The organism is Leifsonia sp. SIMBA_070 (assembly GCF_046534635.1).
GTDB lineage: Bacteria > Actinomycetota > Actinomycetes > Actinomycetales > Microbacteriaceae > Leifsonia.
Genome location: NZ_JAWRYK010000987.1, coordinates 1 through 233 on the forward strand (window position 1 = coordinate 1; position 233 = coordinate 233).

The 233-nt window shown below is 67.8% G+C and carries 1 protein-coding gene; it reads left to right on the forward strand.

The genetic code is table 11. From position 1 onward, the window contains the following. A partial coding sequence (locus SB754_RS23115) for a fumarylacetoacetate hydrolase family protein (protein WP_410784580.1) occupies positions 1-233 on the forward strand: 233 nt, incomplete at both ends.

The following is a 233-nucleotide window of genomic DNA, read 5'->3' on the forward strand; positions in this document are numbered from 1 at the left end:
GGGCCCCGCCATTCTCGACGCCGCCTCCGTGGATCCCGCAGCACTGCGCATCCGCACCTGGATCAACGGTGAACTCGCGCAGGACGACACCACCGAAGATCTGCTCTTCCCCTTCGCGCAGTTGGTCGCCGACCTTTCCCAGCTGCTCACCCTGGAACCTGGTGACCTGATCCTCACCGGCACCCCCGCCGGTGCCTCCGTGGCCGTCCCCGGCGACCGACTCGAAGTGGAAG